The sequence below is a fragment of the Candidatus Sphingomonas phytovorans genome, from assembly GCA_029202385.1.
Lineage (GTDB): Bacteria > Pseudomonadota > Alphaproteobacteria > Sphingomonadales > Sphingomonadaceae > Sphingomonas > Sphingomonas phytovorans.
On sequence record CP119314.1, the window covers coordinates 1,714,235 to 1,732,013 of the forward strand.

The window sequence follows — 17,779 nt, forward strand, 5'->3', positions numbered from 1 at the left end:
TAGACAGGAAGCACGATGCTTCGACAAGCTCGACGCGCCCCAAATCGCCGCCGGCTCAGCGCGGCATGCCCGCGCTGCGATCCGCCAGCACGTCGATCGGCCCCAGCGCGGCGAGAAAGGCCTCGATGGCGGCGCGCGGATCGCGGCCCGGCATCACCTCGGCCGAGACATGCACCGCCACTGCCCGCTGTGGCCCGCCGAGCAACCGTGCCTTGAGCGTTTCGAGCTTCACCGCCCGGTCATCGTGAGTCACCACGTCGCCGACCCGGTACCAGGTGGCGATCCGGCGCTCGACCGGCCCCGGCGCGGTCGCCCGGATGACCGATCCGCCCGCGATATCGGGCAGGTCCTCGATGCGTACCCAGACATCGTCCTCGCGGATCGCGCCGACGCCGAACGACACCAGTTCCTTGCCTTCATGCTGGCTGCCATACACCGCCACGGCAAGGTCAACGGCATCGCCCCGGCCATTCTCGTACCGCCCGATCAGATAATGGTCCGCACCCGGATAATAGGGTGCCCAGGGCGCGCGCACGCTCATCGGCGCGCGGTGCCAGCCGGGCACCTCCGGCAGCGTGATCGCGTTCGGCAGTGCCTGCGCCCGCCCCGCGATCGCGGCCGACCAGGCCGGGAAGATGCCGGCGGCGGTCAGCACCAGTGCCGCCGCGACCAGCGCGTCGATCCGCCGCTTCGGTTCGGCCTGCAATCGCGCGGGGTCGAACACCGGCGCATCCGGCGCTCGGTCGAACCAGCGCCAGCCGATCGCCAGCACCGCCGCCATCACCACGCCGAAGAACACCCAGCCATAGACGATATGGTCCATGCCCGTCGCCCGCTCCACCGAGGTGAGGTACGCCGCATAGATCGTCCCGAACGCGCGCAGGCCGTTGGCGATGACCGGCACGATCAGCGCGACGATCATGAAGATCGCGCGCCGGGTCCAGGAGGTGAAGCAGACATTCGCCACCAGCGTGCCATAGGCGATCATCGCGATGACGAATTTCGCGCCGGAACAGGCCTCGGCCACCTCGAAATAGCCGTTGGGGATGGTGATGAGTACGCCATCGACATGTGCCGGCACACCGAACAGATGCAGCAGCGGCATCACCATCTCGACGGTAACTGTCTGGAGCGGCCCTTCAAGCCCCTCGCCGAACGGCACCATGAAGAAGGCGTAGCACAGCGGGAACAGCAGCCCCCGGGCGACATTGGGGCCAAGGATCGTCACGACCGCGCCCTGGAGCATGATCACCAGCCCGAGATGCCGCGCCAGCGCGACACCCGCCGCGTCGCCGAGCAGCCAGCCGAATCCGCCGACGGCGACTAGCGCAAGCCCCGGCCACCACGCGACCGGCGTCAGCTGCGCAAGCTCCATCCGGCGCTGCCACACCAGCCAGCCGATGACCGGGGCGATGAACAGGCAATGCCCGAAGGTCGTGCTGGTCCACCAGATGCGCGCAAGATCGGCGGTGTCGGCCCGGAACAGCAGCAACAGCGCGATCGCGGCCCCGGCAAGGATCGTCGCGTGACGCCGCCAATGGGCATCGAATCCGCGCGCCTTGTTCCCGGCCGCGACCTCGGCCGCCGGGAATGCGACGGTCATGCAGCCGACCTCTTCGGCGGTGCCTTCACCCGGATTCCCAGGATCGAGTCGAGCGGCGCCAGACATGCCTGCCAGCTATAGCGCTTCTGCACCTGCTCGCGTGCCTCGCGGCCCATGACGCTCGCCGAAGTCGGATTGTCCAGCACGGCGATCACTTCCTCGGCGATCTCGCCGACCGTCGCACCGGTGCGGATCGTACCGCCATGGTCGATCCCCTCGGCCGCGGCGGCCGAAGCGACGACCGGGCGCGCCATCGCCATCGCCTCGAGCACCTTGTTCTGCACGCCGCGCGCCAACTTCAGCGGCGCGACGACGACCGATGCCGCCGCCAGCCAGCCGCGCACATCGGCGACCTCGCCCGTGACGATCACGCCCGGCTGCTTCGCCAGCGCCCTCACCGCTTCAGTCGGGTTGCGCCCGACGATCGCGAAACGTGCCTGCGGGTGGCGTATGCGGACATGCGGCAGGATCGTCTCGACGAACCAGGTCACGGCCTCGATATTCGGGCGGTAATCCATCTGGCCGGTGAAGACCATCAGCTCGCCGGTCGTGTCGATCCGCTTGAAATGGGCGACCGGATCGAAGAATTCGGTATCGATGCCGTTCTCCACGACATGCACCCGCTCGGCGCCGGTCTTCGACCTGAACAGCTCCGCCTCGGCCGCGCTGACGAACAGGCTGGCATCGGCGATCTTGGCGACGGCGCGCTCGTGGCTGAACAGCATCTTCGCCTCGCGCTTCATGAACCACGCCGTCGGGCCCTTGGCGGTCTTCGCGTAAGCGGTGAACTTCGCCGAATCCATGTCGCAGAAATCCATGATCACGCGCTGCCGCGGCCGCGACGGCAGATATTGCGCCATCTGGCTCGAATAGACGTAGATCGTGTCGATCGAATGCGCCGACAGGATCCGCTCGACCTGCTCGCGGAGCGGACGGTTCTCGAATGCCGTCAGCGATACTGGCTTGCGCGTGAAGATCGCCTCCAGCGCCGCCACCGCGCGCGGCTTGGAACGCCAGATGATCGATCGGTTGCCGGTGAATTTCGCCAGTCCGCTCTTCTGCTTCATGTCGCGCGTGTCGTCGGCGAACGCGATCAGATGGACCCGTTTGCGCGCCGACAGGAACTTCAGGATGTTGAACCCGCGGATCTTGTCGCCCCGATCCGGCGGATAGGGCACGCGATGCGCCAGGAACAGGATGTCGCCCATCAGCCGAGTCCTCTGGAAATGTGCGGCCCAATCCCGTTCGCGACCCAAAGCGGCAGCTTCTTCCACGCCTCGACCTGGAATCGATAGCGCGGATTCAACGGGTTGATTTCGCGCGGCGTTTCCCCGGCCGCCGCGCGCTTAGCATACATCAAGGGAACACCCTGGAAACCCCAGTTCTTCTTGAATGCGGCAGGTCCGGTTCCAGTCTTTGAGCGTCCGAAGTCGAAACGCGTGCAGCCTTTGGCCCTGGCATGCGCCATCAGCGCGAAATACATTCGGTCATTGGCCCGAAGCGCGCGCGCCCCCTGAGTCCCCCCGCCCCAATAGGGATAGACGGTGCCGTCCATGTACAGGCTCAGCACGCTCGCCACCGGTTTCCCTCCCGATCGGATCGTCAGGATATCCGCAGACTCCCCGAATTCCTTCAGGACAGACCGGAACAGCGTCGCCGGAAACACCGGGGTGCCCAGGTTGCGCACCGACTCGGCATAGACGGCATAATGTGCCCTCAGGTCGGCATCATGACGCCCGACCGAAACCTCAAGATCGATGTCGAGGCTCTTGCGGACCTCGGCGCGCTGCTTGCGCGGAATGGCGGCCAGTTCAGCCTCTTCGGATACTGCGAGCGGGCGCACGAAGCCAAGATAGGTCTCGCCGTCGCGAATCCATTCAGGCCCCTCGACCGGACCACCGCGAATCTCCAGTGTCGGACAGCCGAGCTTCTCGGCCAGGGCCCAGGCGGCCTCGCCCAGCGGCCGGACCGCATCGTCGCTCTCGGCAAGGATTCCCCCGCCGACCGCAAAACCGTTCGAGACGAGTGCCTTGCCGAACAAGGGCGATCGCACCTCGGTCAGCGGCAGCATCGCCGCCAGCGACCCGTTGGCGCGCTCTGCCACCAGCGTGTGGCTGCGCTGCCCGCAGCCTTTCGCGACCGCCGCGCTCCACGCCGGCAGATGGAACGGCGTGCCTTCCGGGTGCGCGCGCACGAACGAGTCGAGCCGCGCTAGCTCCGCCGCGTCGCGCAGGTCGACAGCGCGCAGCCCTAGCGGCGCCGAGACGAGCGGCATGTTCACGCCATCCCGATACGGGCTTCGGCGACCACCGCATCCATCCGGCCCCAGTCATGCCGTCTGATCAGCGTCCGGAGCTTGCCCGCCATCGCGCCGAGCCGGCTGTAGTGGCGGAGCTTCGACCTGACCGGCGCATTGGCCACCCGCGGCTGGCCGGGATCGATCTCCCAGGGATGGAAATAGAAGACCGCCGGATGCCCCTCGCCCGCCACCTGCCGGATCGCATAGTTGGTCAGCGCCGCCGGAAACAGCCGGAAGAACCCGCCGCCGGTCGCGAGCCTGCGCCCGCCGATATCGGCGATCGTCACCGGCACCTCGATCAGCGCAGCATCTGCCACCGGCCGGAACGCGAAGCGCGGCGCCTCGGGCCAGCCATAATGGTCGTGCCGCACCGGCGCGACGCTGGACGAATAGGCATAGCCCTCCTCAGCCAGCACCGGGTGAGCCCAGGGGGTGCGCTTGTCGATCGAGAAGCTCGGCGCGCGATAGCCCGTCACCGCTACGCCGCCCGCATCCTCCAGCACTTTGCGCGACCGGGCGAGATCGGCGCGGAACTGCGCCGCGTCCATGGTGAAGACCCGCTGATGGTCCCAGCCATGGCTTGCCAGCTCATGCCCCTGCTCGACGATCCGCCGGATCAGCGCCGGATAGCGCTGCGCCACCCAGCCGAGCGTGAAGAAGGTCCCTTTCACCCCGCTCTCGCCGAACAGCGCGAGCACCGCGTCGGTATTCCGCTCGACGCGCGGCGCGAGCGAATCCCAGTCGGCCTTGTCGATCACCTTCTCGAAGGCGCCGACCTGGAACCAGTCCTCGACATCGACTGAAAGGGCATTGCGCATGATCCGCTACCGGCTGACCGCGCGCACCGACTCAAGGTCGGGCTGCTGCTCGCCCTCGACCCAGTCGACCAGCAGGGTCAGCACCCGGCGCATCACCGCGTCCTGGTCCTGGACCCGCGCCTCGAGCGCCGCCAGGCGCGCGGCAAGCGCAGCGTCACCCGGCGTCGCGGGAACATCCTTCTGGCGCGCCGGCTCGACCGGCGGCGGCGCGGCGCTGTCGGGGGTCGTGTCGACAACCCGCATCGGCGCCCGGTCAGTGGCAAAAACAGGCTTCGCCACCGGCGCATCGCCCGCCATGTCGGCGATCACCGAGGCAACCGCGCGCCCGTCGATCGTGTCGAGCTGCTCGATCGCCCCGAACAGCAGCACCCGCCCGGCAAGCTGGTTCAGCCGCCGTGGCACGCCGTCCGATCCCCTGTAGATCGCCTCGAAAGCCTCCGGCGTGAAGCGCGGCCGTCCCTGCCAGCCGACCACTGAAAGCCGGTGGACCATATAGGGCTCGACCTCTTCCGGGCCCATCGGATCGAGATGGTGCATCGCGATCACGCGCTGGCGCAGCTGTTCGAGCCGGTCGGATCCATGAAGCCGTTCGCGGAACTCGGGCTGGCCAAGCAGGAAGATCTGGAGCAGCGCGTGACCGCCCGCCTGGAAGTTGGAGAGCATGCGCAACTCCTCCAGCGCAGAGACGGGCAGTGCCTGCGCCTCGTCGACGATCAGCAGTGTGCGCCGCCCCGACCGCGCCATCGCGTGCAGCCCGCGCTCGATCGCGGTCAGCAGCTGCGCCTTGGTCATGCCCGCGCTGTCGACCTCCAGCCCATCCGCCACCAGACGCAGCAGGTCGTCCGCCTCGATCTGGGTGGAGACGATCTTGACGATGTGCAGCCGCTCGCGGTCGACCGTCGCCATCAGATGGCCGACCAGCGTCGTCTTGCCCGCGCCGACATCGCCGGTAATGACGATGAACCCCTCGCCCTGGGCAAGCCCATAGCCGAGATAGGCCATCGCCTTGCGATGCGTGGCGGTATCGAACCAGAAACGCGGATCGGGCGTAAGCTGGAACGGCCGGCCGCTCAATCCATAATGGTCGTCGTACATTGTCACCGTCCTAACGCGCGACCATAGGCCGCCACGTATTTCAGAATTGATAGCGCATCCCGAGCTGGGCCGTGCCGGAAACCTGATCGTCCATTCCCTCCTGGCTGAACTGATAGATCCCGACCGACGCCGTCGTCCCGATCCGGCCGAAATTATGGTAATATTGCCCGGTCGCCCCGGTCCCCAGCACGCCCGGCGCGTTGCCGATTCCGCTCTGGTAATAATTGGCGAACAGCGTGCCGGTCACCCCGGAATTCCGGTCGATCGCGGCTGAGACGAAGGCCTGGCCGTAATAGCTTTCGTCAGTCACCCCGTTGATGGTGAAGCCGGTCCCGCCCGGCGCATAGAAGCGGCGGTTGGCGTAGCCGGCGCCGACCCCGAACTGGAGCGGCCCGCGATTGGCGGTCAGCACTGCGTCGACGCCCCTGGCACGATAGCTTGAGCTGGTGATCGACTGGAAGATCCCGTTCAGGCATCCGCCGGGCGCGCCGCTCGACGCGCCATAGGTGCAGCCCGAGAATTGCTGGCCGAACGCGTCGCGCTGCTCGAGGAAGCTGGTCGGCAATCCGGCAATGCCGTCGCGCAGCTGGCGCGCGAAGGTATCGACGCTGTCGTACACCCCGATCTGCAGCCCGACCGACCGGCTCGCCGCATAGCTGAACGATCCGGTATAGGTCATGCCGCCATAGCGCCGGCCGACGCGCGCCTGGAGCGTGGTGCGCGGCGACGGCCGCCAGATCACGCCCGCATCGTAGATCAGGCCGTCAGTCTCATAAGCGATTCGCCGTGGCGACGCCGGATCGGTCTGGAACCGGCCGGCGGCATCGACGACCGGCTGGCCACCGGCATCGAGCAGGGGATCCTTCTGGCTGACGACGATCTTCTCATATCCGGCACCCGCGGTCAGCGCGAGCGTGGGCGCCACCGGCAGGACGACGTCGCCCCGCACGAATTTACCCTCGTATCGCTGGTCGAGCTGCCTCGCATCGTCGCGTTCATAGGCACCGCTCACCGTAACGCCGACCGGCAGCACGGTTCCCGCCCTCACGCCGACGCTCGCCTGAGCGACGTGGCTCGTCGCGCTGTCGAACACGTCGAGCTTCGGACTGCCGGGCGCAACCCCCGTCACGCCCGGCGATTCGACCTTGGTATAGCCGAAGCGATAGCTGGCATTGACGTTGAGCGGGCCGACATTGGTCGCGAGCGTCGGCCCGGCATAGGCCGAATAGATCTGCGAGATATTGTCGACATTGCCGGCGAGCACGCCCGGCGCCGCGCCGCGGATGTCGGAGCGAGCCCGGGTCGCGAGCGCGCCGCCCTCGAGGCTAAAGCCGGGCGCGATCTTCACCGCCGCCCGCGCGAGCCCGCTATGGATGTCGTCGTCGCCGACCTTCTTGCTCCAGGAGATGCGCCGCTCGTAGCGGTAGCTGATCTGCATCTGGGTGCGCTGGGTCTGGATCGACGCATCGACCCCGGCCGCGATGGTGGAATAGGTCAGCACATCGCCCGATTGCAGGTCGGCGGTCAGCACCTGGCCGAGCTCGATATAGGGCGCGATCGTCTTGGTGCGCTGGCCGTCCTGCGCGGCCGCCGGCGCGGCGGCGAGCATGGCCGCCATCGCCGTGCCGATGATGATCGTCGGGCGCATCATTTTGCGTCCTCCTGGTCGTAATAGCTGCCGAAACGGCGGCCGCCGGGCACGAACGACACCGCATTCAGCACCAGCTGGATATGTTCGCAGCCGTCGAGCTGCGCGACCGCATCGCGCAGATCCCCTTCGCTGGTGCAATCGGCGCGGACGATCAGCAGCACCTGCCCCGCATGATTGGCGAGGACGGATGCGGGCGACGCCGCCAGCACTGGCGGCGAATCGAAGATCAGCAGCCGCTTCGGATCGGCGGCAAGCAGGTTGGCGATGATCTCGCTGGTCCGCCGGCTGGCGAGCAACTCGGTATCGGTGTTCGATTTCTTGCCCGCGGGCAACAGGCTGAGCTGCGGGATATCGGTCCTGACCACGCATGCCTCGATGTCGATTCGCGGGTCGGCAAGGGCATCGAGCAGGCCCGGGCCGTCCTTCAGGCCAAGCCGGTTCATCACATCGGGCTTGGCGAAATCCGCATCGACCAGCAGCACCTCGACCTCGCGCTCCGCCGCCATCGAGATGGCGAGGTTCACCGCGCAATAGGTCTTGCCGTCATTCGGCTTGGCCGAGCAGACCAGGATGGTCCGCGAACGATCACCGTCCGATTTGCGCACGACGCGCGCGGTCTGGAGCAGCTGGCGTTTCACCTGGCGGAATTCCTCGACCAGCGCCCCGATCGGCGCGCCGGGCACGAGCAGTCCCTTCGCGGCAAGCATCGCCCGGTCGATCACGGCACCGCGCATGGTCCGCGTGGGGGGCGCAAGCGGCGGCAGCACCTCTTCCAGCGGAAGTTCCTGCGTGGGAGGTGGCGGCGCTTCCCCATAGGACACCTCCTCATAGGGCGCTTCCTCATGGGGCGCTTCCTCATGGGGCGCTTCCTCATAGGGCCCCTCCTCATAAGGTGCCGAAAACGCCTCTTCCTCAAGGAACGGCGCACGGATCGGCCGCGGCTCCCGCACATCCTCCAGAGGTTCCTGCGGAACCTCCCGGATTTCCTGCACGACGTCATGGTCGCGCACGTCGTCCTGACGCGCGGGCCGCAGATTCATGCCGAAATCATAGACCTCGGCCGCGCGTTCGAGCAGCGATCCGCTTGGCTTGCGGGGTGTCGTGTCGCTCATGCCGCCAGCCCCCGTTGCAGCATCTCGACCCCGAGCAGCCCGACATAGGCGACCACCAGCGCTCCGGCGCCGCCGCCGAAATAGATCAGCTTGCGCCGGCGTGCCATGATCTGCGCCCGTGTCACCATCTCCCCGATCGATCCGATCACCGGCATGCCGGTGGCGCGCTCGAGCCGCCCCGCCGTGGCGAAGGTCGTCTGCAACTGCCCCATGGCGAAGGCGGCGCCGATCCCCCCGACGATGCCGGCGAGCAGCGCGCCAGTCAGCAGCAGCGGCCGGTTCGGCGCGGTCGGCACGCGCGGCGCTGTCGGCGGGTCGATCACGCTGAACTTGATCGCATCGGTCTGAGTCTGGGCCTGGCCGCGCAGCTTGATCGCCTCGCGGTCGGCCAGCAGCTTGGAATACTGGTCCTTGAGCACCTGGTAGTTGTTCTCGATCTGCGACTGCTCGGCGGCGACCGCCGGGTCGCCCGCCAGCTTCGTATTGATCTGCTCGAGATCGGACTGGAGCTGGGTCTTGCGCATGGTCAGCGCGGCGACGGTCGCCTGCTTGTCCGCCTGCATCGATTTCAGCGAGAGATAGAGCGGGTTGTTCGCCCCGCCGCCCGCGCCGACCGGCTCGTTGCGCGCGGCCGCCTGCGCCGCGGCGAGCTGGCTGCGCAGCGCGACCACGTCGGGATGATTCTCGGTATAGCCCTTGGCCCGCGCATCCGCGAGCTGGCCCTGGATCGCGGCGAGCCGCGCCCGTGCCGGTCCGCCGGTCGGTCCGGCGCCCGCGACGGTCTGCGGGGTTCCCGCCATCTGGCCGCTCAGCGCGGCAAGGCTCGACTGGGCGGCGGCGAGGTCGCTGTCGACCTGTGCCATCTGGGTGCGCGCGGCGCCCATGCGGTCGGTCAGCGATCCGGTACCGGGCAGCGACCCGAGATAGCGGTTCTGGAAATCGGCCCGCTTGGCCTCGGCTTCCTGAAGCTGCTTCTGGCGCTGCTCGAGCTGGGCGTCGAGGAAGCCGAGCGACTGGGTCGTCTCGTCCCGGTCACCCGCCAGATTCTGCTCGACGAACAGGTCGATCAGCTTCTGCACGACCTGGCGCGCTACCTTGGGGCTCGATCCGGTCACGACGATCTCGAACAGATTGTCCTGCTGCGCGGTGATCTTGATCGCCTTTTGCAGGCCCGCCACCCGGTCGGCGACGTCGCGGTCGCTCGAAACGCTGTTGGCCAGGTCGGTGCCGCGCACGACCTTCTCCATGTTCGTGGCTGACGTCAGCGTCTGGCGGATCGTGTCGACGTCCTTCTGCTGGTCGGCGGCGGTGATGCCCACCGCGCTCGGCAGGATCGTCTGCATCTGCACGAAGATGCGCGCCCGCGATTCATAGCTGTTCGGAATCTGCGAAACCATCAGCCAGCCGACCACCGCGATCACCCAGGCGACCGCCAGCGCCAGCCAGCGTCGCGTCCAGATCGCGTGGATCGCTATCCTGATCTCGTCGTAAAGGCCGTTCATCCCCCGGCGACTCCTAGAACATGCTCTCGGGGATGATGATCACGTCGCCCGGCTCGAGCCGTACGTTCGCGCTCGAATCGCCGTTCTTCAGGAGACTGGAAAGCTTGATGTTATATTCGACCTGCTTGCCCGTATTGCGGTCGTAGCGGACCAGCTTGGCACGGTTGCCCGCGGCATATTGGCTGAGCCCGCCGACCGAGATCATCGCGTCGAGCAGGGTCATGTTGGCGCGATACGGGATCGACGCCGGCTTTTCTGTCGCGCCGACGATGCGCACCTGCTGGCTGAACGTGCCGGAGAAATTCTCGACGATGACCGAGACGATCGGGTCCTTGATATATTCGCCGAGCGCGATCTTCATGTCGTCGGCGAGCATCGCGGGCGTCTTGCCCACCGCGGGCATATCGCTGATCAGCGGCGTGGTGATCCGGCCGTCCGGGCGCACCTGAACCTTCGCCGACAGCTCGGGGTTGCGCCACACGAAGATATTGAGCTGGTCGAGCGGGCCGATGATATATTCTTCGCCCGGCTGCTCCTGCGACGCCACGAAGCTCGCTGGCGGCAGTTCCGACCGCCCACCGCCACCCATGCAGCCGTTAAGCATAAGGGCGCCGCCGGACAATAGAGCCAGGCCACTGAAACCACGCGAAAAACCCATCACAAGACCTCCCGCCGCCATTCTCCGCCGGTGACGTCACTCCGGCAGGGTTCGCGGCTATGGTCCCGCTATGGCGCGGAAGAGGTGAAGATTGCGTTAGGAGTATCCGGGCCACCCGCGAGTATCTGGCCCGGAAGCTCGTGCCCGAGAAAGGCGGCGGGGCTCGCCGACAGCCCATAGGCCCCCGCCATGAACACCGCGATGATGTCTCCTGGCTTCGCCGGGGGCAGCGAAACGCGATCGGCAAGCCGGTCGAGCGGCGTGCACAGGCACCCGACCACGCTGACCGTCTCCGTGACCTCGCCCGGCGTCGCGGTCGCGACCGACACCGGATAGTTCCGCTTCACCACCGTGCCGAAATTGCCCGAGGCCGCCAGTTGATGATGCAACCCGCCATCCACGACAAGGAAGGTCTCGCCCCGGCTTTCCTTCCGGTCGATCACCCGGGTCAGATAGACACCAGCCTCGCCGACCAGCCATCGTCCCAGCTCTATGGCGAAGCGAGCGCCCTCCAGTGATGGCGGCAGCGATGCCATGCGCTCGCCCAGCGCCGTGCCGATCGCCTCGATGTCGAGCGGCTCCTCGCCCGCGAAATAGGGAATGCCGAACCCGCCACCGAGATTGACCAGCGGCGGCGTGACGCCGACCTCATCGGCCAGTCGCCCGGCCAGCGCCAGCGTCTCGGCCTGGGTCTCGATGATCGCCTGGGGATCGAGCGCCTGGGATCCGGCGAAGATATGAAAGCCGCGCCAGTCGGCCCCCGCCGCGACCAGCCGCTTCGCGATCGCCCCGGCGCGATCGGCGTCGATCCCGAAGGGTGATGCCCTGCCCCCCATGCGCATGCCGGATCCGCGCAGCTCGATCTCGGGATTGACGCGCACCGCGAGACGCGGCGTCACGCCAAGCCGTTCAGCCGCCATCAGCGCGCGGATCGCCTCACCCTCCGATTCCAGATTGAGCGTCACGCCTGCCTCGATCGCCGCGACGATCTCCCCGTCGCGCTTGCCGGGGCCGGCAAAGCTGATCGCGCTGCCCGGCTTCGCCGCCAGCGCCAGCGCCATCTCCCCCTTCGACGCGATATCAAGTCCATCGACCAGCGGCGCCATGGCGGCGATCAGCGGCGCGAACGGATTGGCCTTGATCGCATAATGAATGTCGAGCCCCGCCGGCATCGCCGCGCGCAGCCGTGCGATCCGGGCGGTCACCACCGCGACATCATAGACGAACAGCGGCGTATCGCCCGCCGCCTCGATCCACGCCCCGGCCGTCTCGCCGGCTATCCGCAGCGGTCCGTCCCCACGGAATTCCGCCGGAATCGCGCCCATTGGCTTCATGACGTCATCTCCGCCTTCAGGGCTGCGCGATCGAGCTTGCCATTGGCGTTCCGGGGCAAGGCGCCCCGCCATTCGTAGCGCGCGGGCTGCATGAAACTCGGCAATTCGCGCCGCAGGCGCTCCCTCAATCCCACTTCGGCAGCGACCGTATCGCCACTTGCCCGCGCCACCACCACGATCGCCTGCCCCAGCCGGGCATCGGGCACGCCGATCGCGACCGCCTCGATCGCCTCTCCCCCCGACAGCACGGCTTCCTCCACCTCGGTGGGACTGATCCGGTTGCCCGCGCTCTTGATCATCTCGTCGTCACGTCCGACGAAACGGAACAGGCCGTCCCCGCCCTCGATCACCGTATCGCCCGACCATACGGCCATGCCGCGATGTTCGGCCCAGTGCGGCGCCGGCCGGAAGCGAAGCACGGTCCGCTCGGCATCCTGCCAATAGCCCTGCGCGACCAGCGGCCCGGCATGGACCAGTTCACCCGGCTCCCCCGGCGCGGCGCGCGATCCATCAGCCCGGACCGCCATCACCTCGGCAAAGGGGATTGCCCGACCGATCGCCTCGGGAAACGCATCGACCAGATCGGGCGCCAGATAGGTGGAGCGGAACGCTTCGGTCAGCCCGTACATCGGATAGAGGTCGGCTTCCGGAAAACGCTGCCGCAATGCCCGGATCATTGTCGGCGTCAGCGCGCCGCCTGAATTGGTCAACCGTTTCAACCGAGCCGCGGTCTCGGCCGGCCATTCCGCCTCGAGCAACTGTACCCAGAGCGGCGGCACCCCGGCGAGTGTCGTCGCGCCGAACCGGTCGACTGCCTTGATGACGTCACGCGCGGTCAGATAGTCGAGCGGTGCGACGGATGCCCCCGCTGCCCAGGTGGAGAAAAGCTGGTTCTGACCATAGTCGAAGCTCAGCGGCAGCACGCCGAGCACCCGGTCGGCCGGCGACAGCTTGAGATAGTGCGCGACCGAGATCGCGCCGAGCCATAGGTTCGCGTGGCTGAGCATGACGCCCTTGGGCCGGCCCGTGGAACCTGAGGTGTAGAGGATCGCCGCTAGCGTATCGGTATCGGCTGAAGATGGCGGCATGACGTCATCACTGACTGCCTCCTCCTCCAGCGCCAGCCTGCACCCGGCGGGAATGTCACCCGCTTCGAGCGAGGAGGCGCGCGCCGACTGAGTCACCAACAGGTCCGCCCCGCTATCGGCCAGGATATGCGCCACCTGCGCCCGCTTCAGCACTGGATTGATCGGCACATGGATCAGGCCGGCTCGGGGCGCTGCCATCGGCAGGACACAGGCAAGGCGTGTCTTGGGCAGCCAGGAAGCAACGCGAGCGCCGGGTGACAATCCCAGTCCGGCCAGCCACCCCGCCACCGATCCCGTCAGCACCTCCAGCTCGGCGAAATCCAGGCTTCCCGCCCGGTCGACCAGCGCGACGTCGCCCGGGCTCCCGCGCAACGGCAGGGTATCGATGGGCTGCGGCATGGGATCGATCATGCCCTCCTGATACGCATCGCGCACCTGCGCTGCCAAGGCCTGCACTTGGCATCCCTCCCCCCATTCTCTAACGGCAGGGCCAACAGGGGATGAAACCGGGGTCCGCAGTGCTTCCTGACGACAATGCCGCAATCGATACCACAGTCCGCGCAGTGCTTCGCGATGTCCTTGGCCTGAGCGAGGAGCGCGTCGGCGCCTTCCGCAGCGAAACGCCGCTGTTCGGCGCCTTGCCCGAACTGGATTCGATGGCGGTGGCCGGCATGCTCACTGAACTGGAGGAACGCCTCGGCATCCTGATCGAGGATGACGAGGTCGATGGCGAGATGCTGGAGAGCTTCGGTTCCCTCGTCCGCTTTGCCGCCGCCAAGGCAAACCAGTGAAGGTCACGCCTTGATCGACCAGTACGACTGGCCCGGCGGGCGCGAGGCGATGCTGCGCTTCGGCCCCGCCAGTGGCCCAGTCGTGATCGCGGCGATGCCGTTGTTCGAGGAAGCCAACCGGACCCGGGCGTTCGTCGTCACCATATTGCGGGCTCTAGCCGAACGCGGGATCGCCAGCATGCTGCCCGATCTGCCGGGCACGGGCGAAAGTCTCATCGAGACTGAGAATATCACCTTAAGCGATTGGACAAGCGCCCTTTCGTCGTTGACTTCCACCGTCGCCGACGAACGCGGCGCGGTCCATGGCATCGCCATTCGCGGCGGCGCACTCATCGATGCCCCCTTCTCCACCCGCTGGCACTTCTCACCGGCCCCCGGCGAAAGTCTTGTCCGGGATCTGCTGCGGTCCCGCGCCGTCACCGGCAAGGACAATGCCCACGACGCGATCGAACTGTCCGGTCCGCCTGTCGAGCTTGCCGGCAACAGGCTTTCCCGCACGCTCCTCGCTCAACTCAAGGCAACCGTCCCTGACGGTAGCGCGCCTCTGCGCACCGTCCGTCTCGATACGGACGCCCTGCCCGCCGATCGCCAAATATCCGGGTCGCCGCTCTGGCGGCGCAGCGAGCCGGACAACGACCCCCGCCTTGCACGGCTCCTCGCCGACGATATCGCCGCCTGGATCGCCACATGCGGCGCCTGATCACCTTTCCCTGCGCCGGCGACAGGCTCGCCGCCACGCTGGATGAAGGCAACGCGACCACCGGCCTGCTGATCGTCTCCGGCGGCAACGAGATCCGCATCGGCGCGCATCGCGGCATGGCGCTTCTCGCCGCACGCCTCGCCGCTACCGGCACGCCGGTCCTGCGCTACGATCGCCGCGGCATCGGCGATTCCACCGGCAACAATAAAGGCTTCCTCGAATCAGCCCCGGACATCGCCGCCGCCGCAGCGACCCTCGTCGCCGAAACCGGCATCAGGCGCCTCGTCGCCTTCGGCAATTGCGACGCGGCGACCGCGCTTGCCCTGTTCCACGGCGTCGCCGGGATCGACTCGCTGATCCTCGCGAATCCCTGGGTGATCGAGGATAGCGACGACCTCCCCTCCGCCGCCGCGATCCGCGCGCGCTACGCCCAAAAGCTGCGCGATCCGCGGGAAGTGCTGCGTCTGCTGCGTGGCGGCGTGAATATAACGAAGATCTTCGGTGGATTAAGAAAGATATCTGCCGCAAAACCTCCGGTAGCGGACAGCCTCGCCAGTCGCCTGATCGCCGCGCTGGCAGCGAGCACGATCCCCATCACCATCCTGCTGGCAAAGCGCGACAACACCGCCATCGCCTTCCGCAAACAATGGAACGCGGTCCCGTCCGCCAACGTCGTGCTGCGGGACTACGACACCGACAGCCACAGCTTCGCCACCAAGGCCGACAAGCAATGGCTATTCGACGAGATCGAGACTGCGCTCGAACGATAGACGCGCGTTGCCTCCTCCGTCACCCCGGACTTGTTCCGGGGTCCACCGCGTCGCGAACCAATCAGGCGATGAATATCCGGACCAACGACCAGCGCGCGGCAATCCTCTACAGCCTGATCGTCATCGCCAAGCTTAAGGACGTCCTGGCCCGCATCGCTGAGTACCCCGCCTTGTGGAAGTCCAACATCAACCGCGAGCAATCGGCCTTCATCTTCTCCGTTGCATGGCTTAGGCTCGCCGCATGGGACTATTGAGCTTCAGCATCAACGTCACCCTGGACGGCTGCGTCGACCACCAGGAGGGTATCGCCGACGACGAGACTCACGCCTTCTTCACCCGCCTGATGGATGAGAGTGGAGCAATGCTGTGGGGTCGCGTCACCTACGAGATGATGGAAAGCTACTGGCCGGCAGTCGCTGGCGGCGACGAGGAGGCACCGCCGGCAATACGCGAGTGGGCGGTCAAGCTTGAGGCCAAGCCGAAGTACATAGTGTCATCGACGCGAACGGCCTTCCCGTGGACCAACAGCCATCACATCGGCGGCGACCTGCGCACTGGCGTACAAAGGCTCAAGGACGCGACCCCAGCCGGCGTGCTCCTCTGTAGCGGCAAACTCGCGACTGAGCTGGACCGGCTGGATCTCATCGACGAGTACAAGCTCCTCGTACAACCAAGGATCGCGGGCCACGGCCCGACCCTCTACGAGAGCGGGCTGCCCAGCACGCGACGGCTTGAGCTGATCTCGGCCAGGCCGCTCCGCAACGGCGTGGTCGCCATGCATTACCGGCGTGCACGTTGACCCGGAGCAGCCTCTTCGCCTCCAACTCGCAGGCCTGTGGGTCATAGGAAGCTTTGACACGGCACACCTGCTGCTTCTGCCATGGGTGCTCAGGCCAAGGCCTTCTCGGTAATGGCAGCTTCCCACCCCGCCAGGAACGTCGTCCTGCCCGCTGACGGGACGCAGGCGCTGTGATACTCACCGGACGGGTACCCCGAGCAAGCCTGATCGAGCTTGTCGAGAGATGCGGCATGACGTCTCGACGATCATCGATTCAACCACCCGAAACCCATGCTAGCGTCCCCCGCAGCCGGATTGCCAATCGCACCCGGCGACGCTCTTTCCCATGACGAGAAAAACAGACGAACGACGTCGTCCGTCAGCGCAAAAAGAAGCGATTTTCACACGACAATCGCCGCCGTTTTCCGCTGTTATGCGTTAACAGGGAAACGAGGTGCAAGCCGTTGAAATACAGCAACGATTTCCGCTCCGAAATCCAACATAACAGCGGAAGAAAAAAGCGGGCGGGCGAAACAGCGGACGCTGCCGGATATTCGCACCCCCTCGGGCGTCACTCGGCCGCTTCGGCAACCTCGAAATCGGCCTCGGCGAGGAAGCGTTCGACATCGAGTGCGGCCATGCAGCCTGTTCCTGCGGCCGTCACCGCCTGGCGATAGATCTTGTCCATCACATCGCCGCACGCGAACACGCCGGGCACGCTGGTGCGGGTCGAACCTGTCTCGACCTTGATATAATGGTCCGAATCAAGCTCGATATGCCCGCGGAATAATTCGGTCGCCGGGTGATGCCCGATCGCGACGAAGCCGCCCTCGACCTCCAGTCGCGACTTCTCGCCGGTGACGGTATCCACCAGGTCGAGCGCGACCAGCCCGGCGGTGCCGCCGCCGTCGACAAAGGTCTCGACCTCCTTGTTCCAGAGCACCTTGACGTTCTTGTGCGCGAACAGACGGTCCTGAAGGATCTTCTCCGCGCGGAATGAATCGCGGCGGTGGATCAGCGTCACGTCGTCGCTGTGGTTGGTCAGGTACAGCGCTTCCTCGACCGCTGTATTGCCGCCGCCGATCACCGCGATCTTCTTGCCGCGGAAGAAGAAGCCGTCGCAGGTCGCGCAGGCACTGACGCCCTTGCCCTTCAGCGCCTCCTCGCTGTCGAGACCGAGCCACTTGGCCTGCGCGCCCGTCGCGATGACCAGCGCGTCGCCCTCATAGACGTCACCGCTGTCGCCGATCAGCCGGAAGGGTCTGCGCGACAGGTCGATCTCGACGATCGTGTCCCACATCATGCGCGTGCCGACATGCTCCGCCTGGGCCTGCATCTGCTCCATCAGCCACGGGCCCTGGATCACGTCCTTGAAACCCGGGTAATTCTCCACATCGGTCGTGGTCATCAACTGCCCGCCTGGCTGGATGCCCTGAACGACGATCGGCGCAAGGCCGGCGCGCGCGCCATAGATCGCGGCGGAAAGGCCGGCTGGGCCTGAGCCGAGGATGAGCATGCGCGTCGTGTGGGTGGTCATGGAATCGTCCGTAATGATGTTGGCGCATCTAGGGGCGATGCGG

Annotated in this window: 18 protein-coding genes; 5 read left to right on the top strand and 13 right to left on the bottom strand. The window is 66.7% G+C overall.

Translation table 11 applies throughout. The annotated features are described in order from the left end of the window. Nucleotides 1-55: 55 nt before the first annotated feature. The 11 genes from xrtA to P0Y59_07920 all read right to left on the bottom strand — a co-directional run bounded on the left by xrtA (nt 56) and on the right by P0Y59_07920 (nt 13,571). Complete coding sequence (xrtA, locus tag P0Y59_07870) at nt 56-1,603, bottom strand: exosortase A (protein ID WEK01580.1); 1,548 nt, start codon at nt 1,601-1,603, stop codon at nt 56-58. Further along, nucleotides 1,600-2,811, bottom strand: coding sequence for a TIGR03087 family PEP-CTERM/XrtA system glycosyltransferase (locus tag P0Y59_07875; protein WEK01581.1), 1,212 nt, complete (start codon nt 2,809-2,811; stop codon nt 1,600-1,602). Before P0Y59_07875 ends, xrtA begins: the two co-directional genes overlap by 4 nt. Then, the gene (locus P0Y59_07880) at nt 2,811-3,884 is read right to left on the bottom strand and encodes a FemAB family PEP-CTERM system-associated protein (GenBank protein WEK01582.1); all 1,074 of its coding nucleotides are present in this window, start codon (nt 3,882-3,884) and stop codon (nt 2,811-2,813) included. The genes P0Y59_07875 and P0Y59_07880 overlap by 1 nt, the downstream gene beginning before the upstream one ends. Beyond that, nucleotides 3,881-4,720: a DUF3473 domain-containing protein gene (locus P0Y59_07885; protein ID WEK01583.1), complete on the bottom strand. Its 840-nt coding sequence runs from the start codon at nt 4,718-4,720 to the stop codon at nt 3,881-3,883. The genes P0Y59_07880 and P0Y59_07885 overlap by 4 nt, the downstream gene beginning before the upstream one ends. Before the next feature lie 6 nt (nt 4,721-4,726). Further along, complete coding sequence (locus P0Y59_07890; protein ID WEK01584.1) at nt 4,727-5,815, bottom strand: XrtA-associated ATPase; 1,089 nt, start codon at nt 5,813-5,815, stop codon at nt 4,727-4,729. A 40-nt stretch (nt 5,816-5,855) separates the two neighbouring features. Then, nucleotides 5,856-7,466 carry a hypothetical protein gene (locus P0Y59_07895; GenBank protein WEK01585.1) on the bottom strand — a complete coding sequence of 537 codons (1,611 nt, stop codon included), beginning with the start codon at nt 7,464-7,466 and terminating at the stop codon, nt 5,856-5,858. Beyond that, nucleotides 7,463-8,578 (bottom strand): AAA family ATPase, encoded by a 1,116-nt coding sequence (locus tag P0Y59_07900; GenBank protein ID WEK01586.1) that lies wholly within the window; start codon nt 8,576-8,578, stop codon nt 7,463-7,465. Before P0Y59_07900 ends, P0Y59_07895 begins: the two co-directional genes overlap by 4 nt. Then, nucleotides 8,575-10,080: a Wzz/FepE/Etk N-terminal domain-containing protein gene (locus tag P0Y59_07905; protein WEK01587.1), complete on the bottom strand. Its 1,506-nt coding sequence runs from the start codon at nt 10,078-10,080 to the stop codon at nt 8,575-8,577. The genes P0Y59_07900 and P0Y59_07905 overlap by 4 nt, the downstream gene beginning before the upstream one ends. 13 nt (nt 10,081-10,093) lie before the next feature. Then, nucleotides 10,094-10,684: a polysaccharide export protein gene (locus tag P0Y59_07910; protein ID WEK02534.1), complete on the bottom strand. Its 591-nt coding sequence runs from the start codon at nt 10,682-10,684 to the stop codon at nt 10,094-10,096. A 122-nt stretch (nt 10,685-10,806) separates the two neighbouring features. Next, a complete protein-coding gene (locus tag P0Y59_07915) occupies nt 10,807-12,072 on the bottom strand; it encodes a pyridoxal-dependent decarboxylase, exosortase A system-associated (protein WEK01588.1) in 1,266 nt (421 codons plus the stop codon). Then, nucleotides 12,069-13,571 (bottom strand): acyl-CoA ligase (AMP-forming), exosortase A system-associated, encoded by a 1,503-nt coding sequence (locus P0Y59_07920; protein WEK02535.1) that lies wholly within the window; start codon nt 13,569-13,571, stop codon nt 12,069-12,071. The genes P0Y59_07915 and P0Y59_07920 overlap by 4 nt, the downstream gene beginning before the upstream one ends. 89 nt (nt 13,572-13,660) lie before the next feature. On the opposite strand from P0Y59_07920, the gene P0Y59_07925 reads away from it, so the two are divergent. Then, nucleotides 13,661-13,951: an acyl carrier protein gene (locus P0Y59_07925; GenBank protein ID WEK01589.1), complete on the top strand. Its 291-nt coding sequence runs from the start codon at nt 13,661-13,663 to the stop codon at nt 13,949-13,951. A 3-nt stretch (nt 13,952-13,954) separates the two neighbouring features. On the opposite strand, the gene P0Y59_07930 is transcribed toward P0Y59_07925, so the two are convergent. Continuing rightward, nucleotides 13,955-14,095, bottom strand: coding sequence for a hypothetical protein (locus tag P0Y59_07930; GenBank protein ID WEK01590.1), 141 nt, complete (start codon nt 14,093-14,095; stop codon nt 13,955-13,957). Nucleotides 14,096-14,129: 34 nt separating this feature from the next. On the opposite strand from P0Y59_07930, the gene P0Y59_07935 reads away from it, so the two are divergent. From P0Y59_07935 to P0Y59_07950, 4 genes are all read left to right on the top strand, one after another. Next, complete coding sequence (locus P0Y59_07935) at nt 14,130-14,651, top strand: hypothetical protein (protein WEK01591.1); 522 nt, start codon at nt 14,130-14,132, stop codon at nt 14,649-14,651. Then, nucleotides 14,639-15,421: a hydrolase 1, exosortase A system-associated gene (locus tag P0Y59_07940; protein ID WEK01592.1), complete on the top strand. Its 783-nt coding sequence runs from the start codon at nt 14,639-14,641 to the stop codon at nt 15,419-15,421. Before P0Y59_07935 ends, P0Y59_07940 begins: the two co-directional genes overlap by 13 nt. A gap of 68 nt (nt 15,422-15,489) precedes the next feature. Continuing rightward, nucleotides 15,490-15,675: a hypothetical protein gene (locus P0Y59_07945; GenBank protein WEK01593.1), complete on the top strand. Its 186-nt coding sequence runs from the start codon at nt 15,490-15,492 to the stop codon at nt 15,673-15,675. After that, entirely contained in the window at nt 15,663-16,220 is a 558-nt protein-coding gene (locus P0Y59_07950; protein WEK01594.1) for a dihydrofolate reductase family protein, read from the top strand. The genes P0Y59_07945 and P0Y59_07950 overlap by 13 nt, the downstream gene beginning before the upstream one ends. A 550-nt stretch (nt 16,221-16,770) precedes the next feature. On the opposite strand, the gene trxB is transcribed toward P0Y59_07950, so the two are convergent. Continuing rightward, nucleotides 16,771-17,736 carry a thioredoxin-disulfide reductase gene (gene trxB, locus P0Y59_07955; GenBank protein WEK01595.1) on the bottom strand — a complete coding sequence of 322 codons (966 nt, stop codon included), beginning with the start codon at nt 17,734-17,736 and terminating at the stop codon, nt 16,771-16,773. Between the last annotated feature and the right edge of the window lie 43 nt (nt 17,737-17,779).